Origin of the sequence: Vibrio sp. Vb1755, from assembly GCF_033338635.1 — a bacterium.
GTDB lineage: Bacteria > Pseudomonadota > Gammaproteobacteria > Enterobacterales > Vibrionaceae > Vibrio > Vibrio alginolyticus.
The window spans coordinates 1-1,032 of the sequence record NZ_JAWOTA010000366.1 but is presented as its reverse complement, the minus strand read 5'-3'; the positions used below and the strand labels follow the sequence as shown (position 1 = coordinate 1,032).

The window sequence follows — 1,032 nt, the reverse complement described above, 5'->3', positions numbered from 1 at the left end:
TAAGCTGCCGTTTCATCAATGATGGCGCCCACGTACCAGTTCTCACTTGGGATATGAGTAAGGCTAACCATGTAAGGATTGTTATCAACTTCGATGTGTTGAGTCGCCTTATTTAAGTCAACTTGCGGTAGGTAGCTATTGAGCTTTTCACCGTTGTACTTACTTTGCGGGTGCGCAATCGTCGTGCCATCGTCAGTGACTAAGAACAAGTAACCAGCATCAAATAGGTTCACTTGGTTAACTAGGTCGGAAAGGGTAGTTAGCTCTAGGTCGTAAAACATGCCCGCTAAGAACTGGCCGTTTTGTTTTACTGGCGTACCAACAGAGATGATCACATTCTTAGATGATGCATCAACATAAGGGTCGGTAACCACCAAATCGCCTTTGTTTTTGGCTGCGATAAACCAAGGGCGTTGGCGAGGATCATAATCAGGCCCTGCATCCCAACCGTCGTCGTTTTCAATCACGTAGCCATTACTTTCATAACCAAAACCAATCGCTAGGAAGCTTGATTTCGGAGTTGGCTTCTCAAGAATGTCTTTTACGTATGTGCGGTCGTTTGGCGATAGTTCAATAATCTCTGTGATCGAGCGTGCGAGATCTTTCTTCGCGTTCATTTCGGATTGAACGGTGTTGCTCACACTGGTCAAAATCTCTTTAACGCTTGAATTGATGTGCTCCTGAGTTTGAGAACGAATCGTCATAACTTGTTGCGTCGATAGTAGCGACACAGTAATTAGCAGCAAAATTGAAGAGGCGGTGACAACCTTATGTCTGAATTTCATGAGTTTTCCTCTAAGTCTCCCGGATAGTTTTCTTCTGCTTCCACCTCTTTTTGGGTTCGGGTGAATTCGGCAGAAAAAGAAACCTGTTGTGTTTGATTACTTTCTTATCGACATCTTTATCAAAAACATGAAGCCATTTGTTGGCTTTTTTAACCAAAATTAAACAAAATGGTGGTTTGAGTTAAAACTTGTGAGTTTGATCTGATTTGTAAGCCATCTTAATGAAAGCGTCATAATGAAAGGAATT

General features: G+C 42.3%; 1 protein-coding gene. It reads right to left on the bottom strand.

The window, feature by feature from the left end; translation table 11 throughout:
* Positions 1-785, bottom strand: a 785-nt coding sequence (locus R7E00_RS25180; RefSeq protein WP_318124933.1) for a cache domain-containing protein, incomplete at its 3' end; no start/stop codon positions are given.
* Positions 786-1,032: the final 247 nt, after the last annotated feature.